Genomic DNA, 3,865 nt, shown 5'->3' on the forward strand with positions numbered 1-3,865 from the left:
CTACATTTTCTTTTGTAACCACTCCAGCATGTCTCACAACACACCTTCTACGCAGGTTACAATGCTCCCCTACCACTTTTACAAGTCCATAGCTTCGGTAATATGTTTATGCCCGATTATTATCCATGCAAAATCGCTCGACTAGTGAGCTGTTACGCACTCTTTAAATGAATGGCTGCTTCCAAGCCAACATCCTAGCTGTCTAAGCAATTTCACCTCGTTTATTCAACTTAACATATATTTGGGGACCTTAGCTGATGGTCTGGGTTCTTTCCCTCTCGGACATGGACCTTAGCACCCATGCCCTCACTGCTGAGAAACATTTTATAGCATTCGGAGTTTGTCAGGAATTGGTAGGCGGTGAAGCCCCCGCATCCAATCAGTAGCTCTACCTCTATAAAACTTTTACTCAACGCTGCACCTAAATGCATTTCGGGGAGTACGAGCTATTTCCGAGTTTGATTGGCCTTTCACCCCTACCCACAGGTCATCCAAAGACTTTTCAACGTCAACTGGTTCGGTCCTCCACTGTGTGTTACCACAGCTTCAACCTGCCCATGGGTAGATCACTCGGTTTCGCGTCTACTACTACTAACTAAAGCGCCCTATTCAGACTCGCTTTCGCTACGGCTCCTTGACTTAATCAATTAACCTTGCTAGAAACAGTAACTCGTAGGCTCATTATGCAAAAGGCACGCCGTCACAACACGAAGTTGCTCCGACCGCTTGTAAGCGTACGGTTTCAGGTTCTCTTTCACTCCCTTACTTAGGGTTCTTTTCACCTTTCCCTCACGGTACTAGTTCACTATCGGTCTCTCAGGAGTATTTAGCCTTACCGGATGGTCCCGGTGGATTCATACAGGATTACACGTGTCCCGCACTACTCAGGATACCACTATCAATAACTTTGCTTACTTTTACGGGACTATCACCCTCTTTGGTCTGTCTTTCCAAACAGTTCTAATTCACTTAGCATCAAATATTGTGGTCCTACAACCCCTATTTTGCCGTAACAAAATAGGTTTGGGCTAATCCGCGTTCGCTCGCCACTACTAACGGAATCACTATTGTTTTCTCTTCCTCCGGTTACTTAGATGTTTCAGTTCACCGGGTTTGCCCCTTTCGGTACTATGCCTTCAACATAGTGGGTTGCCCCATTCGGATATCTACGGATTATAAGGTATGTGCCCCTCCCCGTAGCTTTTCGCAGCTTATCACGTCCTTCATCGCCTCTGAGAGCCTAGGCATCCGCCATACGCCCTTACTTAACTTATTGTACTTTTTGCTACAGTATAAATACTGCAACGAGCTCTTTTATATTTTTATAAAATTTTGTTTAAAACATCTCTATTTTAAACTCTCTATCTTTTTGATTCTTACGATATCATTTTACCAATATGTCAATGAACTTGTGGTCTATTATTAAAATTGACCGTCGTGGAGAATATCGGAGTCGAACCGATGACCTCTTGCGTGCAAGGCAAGCGCTCTAGCCAGCTGAGCTAATCCCCCATTATGAAATTCAGAATAAATCCTAAATTATGAATGTAGAATCCTCTTACTTCCAGAATTTCCTTTCAAATATCAAAATTTTAGTAGTCCCGGGCAGACTCGAACTGCCGACCTCTACATTATCAGTGTAGCGCTCTAACCAGCTGAGCTACGAGACTATAATAGCTTTAATATTCTTATATTTTAAAATTAACAGCAAAGAGTAAAATTTACCTTTTGTAACTCACCATCTTTCTCTAGAAAGGAGGTGTTCCAGCCGCACCTTCCGGTACGGCTACCTTGTTACGACTTAGCCCTAGTTACCAGTTTTACCCTAGGCGGCTCCTTGCGGTGACCGACTTCAGGCACTCCCAGCTTCCATGGCTTGACGGGCGGTGTGTACAAGGCCCGGGAACGTATTCACCGGATCATGGCTGATATCCGATTACTAGCGATTCCAGCTTCACGGAGTCGAGTTGCAGACTCCGATCCGAACTGTGATATGGTTTATAGATTCGCTCTCTGTTGCCAGATGGCTGCTCATTGTCCATACCATTGTAGCACGTGTGTGGCCCAGGACGTAAGGGCCGTGATGATTTGACGTCATCCCCACCTTCCTCGCGGTTTGCACCGGCAGTCTCGTTAGAGTCCCCATCTTTACATGCTGGCAACTAACGACAAGGGTTGCGCTCGTTATAGGACTTAACCTGACACCTCACGGCACGAGCTGACGACAACCATGCAGCACCTTGTAATCTGTCCGAAGAAAACTCTATCTCTAAAGCTGTCAGACTACATTTAAGCCCTGGTAAGGTTCCTCGCGTATCATCGAATTAAACCACATGCTCCACCGCTTGTGCGGGCCCCCGTCAATTCCTTTGAGTTTCAATCTTGCGATCGTACTCCCCAGGTGGGACACTTATCACTTTCGCTTAGTCACTGAGCTAATGCCCAACAACTAGTGTCCATCGTTTACGGCGTGGACTACCAGGGTATCTAATCCTGTTCGCTCCCCACGCTTTCGTCCATGAGCGTCAGTACATACGTAGTAGACTGCCTTCGCAATCGGTATTCTGTGTAATATCTATGCATTTCACCGCTACACTACACATTCTATCTACTTCCATATGACTCAAGTCAACCAGTATCAAAGGCAGTTCCATAGTTAAGCTATGGGATTTCACCTCTGACTTAATTGACCGCCTGCGGACCCTTTAAACCCAATGATTCCGGATAACGCTCGGACCCTCCGTATTACCGCGGCTGCTGGCACGGAGTTAGCCGGTCCTTATTCTTACAGTACCGTCAAGCTGCTACACGTAGCAGTGTTTCTTCCTGTATAAAAGCAGTTTACAACCCATAGGGCAGTCTTCCTGCACGCGGCATGGCTGGGTCAGAGTTACCTCCATTGCCCAATATTCCTCACTGCTGCCTCCCGTAGGAGTCTGGTCCGTGTCTCAGTACCAGTGTGGGGGATCCCCCTCTCAGGGCCCCTACCTATCGTAGCCATGGTAAGCCATTACCTTACCATCCAGCTAATAGGACGCATAGCCATCTTTTACCGATAAATCTTTAATTAAAAACCGATGCCAGTTCTCAATACTATGAGGTATTAATCTTCATTTCTAAAGGCTATCCCTCTGTAAAAGGTAAGTTCTATACGCGTTACGCACCCGTGCGCCGGTCGTCATCTGTAGCAAGCTACAATGTTACCCCTCGACTTGCATGTGTTAAGCCTGCCGCTAGCGTTCATCCTGAGCCAGGATCAAACTCTTCATTGTATATTTTAAATATGTTTAATGAATAAGTTTCAAAAGAATTTACATTAATAAATTAATGCGGTTATTCTACTCTTTGTTTACGCTGTCAATTTCAATATTTTCAATGAACTAATTTAAGTTGACACTATAAGCGTTTATCACACTTCTTATCTCCTTAATTTTGTAGAAACACTAGAATCGAACTAGTTGATTTTTTCTCAATCATTCCAAAATCTCTCTGAACTTTTTCGCTGTATTTGTTAGCGGATGCAAATATACAAACTATTTTTAATCTGGCAATAAAAAAAATGAATTTATTTTTTTTATTTATTCTCAACTTAAAAATCAAAATTTAATCCCGAAATTTCGGACTGCAAACCTACAATTAATATCTCTCCCAACACTAATAAATTAAAACTTTTTTTAATCTTTATTTTTTAAACGAAAAAATTAAAACAGTTAAACTTCATCTAACAAAAACAATCTCTCAATGAACTCTGATAAACTAATAAACTAACATAAAAATGTATTTCGTTTTTCGCTTAGCGGGTGCAAATATACAACCCATTTCTAATCCCACAAGGAATTATTTTAAAAATATTTAATTTATTTTT

General features: G+C 42.9%; 2 tRNA genes and 2 rRNA genes (1 of these 4 cut by a window edge). All 4 read right to left on the reverse strand.

The window, feature by feature from the left end:
* Nucleotides 1-1,276, reverse strand: a 23S ribosomal RNA gene (locus tag ACJJVK_RS00055) (it extends 1,536 nt beyond the left edge of the window).
* 162 nt (nucleotides 1,277-1,438) lie between these two features.
* Nucleotides 1,439-1,512: transfer RNA gene (locus tag ACJJVK_RS00060), tRNA-Ala, on the reverse strand.
* Between the two features lie 84 nt (nucleotides 1,513-1,596).
* Nucleotides 1,597-1,670 (reverse strand) — tRNA-Ile (locus ACJJVK_RS00065).
* Between the two features lie 82 nt (nucleotides 1,671-1,752).
* A 16S ribosomal RNA gene (locus tag ACJJVK_RS00070) occupies nucleotides 1,753-3,272 on the reverse strand.
* The 16S and 23S rRNA genes sit together here with 2 tRNA genes alongside, the layout of an rRNA operon.
* Nucleotides 3,273-3,865 lie beyond the last annotated feature (593 nt).

Origin of the sequence: Polaribacter sp. Asnod6-C07, from assembly GCF_045063625.1 — a bacterium.
Lineage (GTDB): Bacteria > Bacteroidota > Bacteroidia > Flavobacteriales > Flavobacteriaceae > Polaribacter > Polaribacter vadi_A.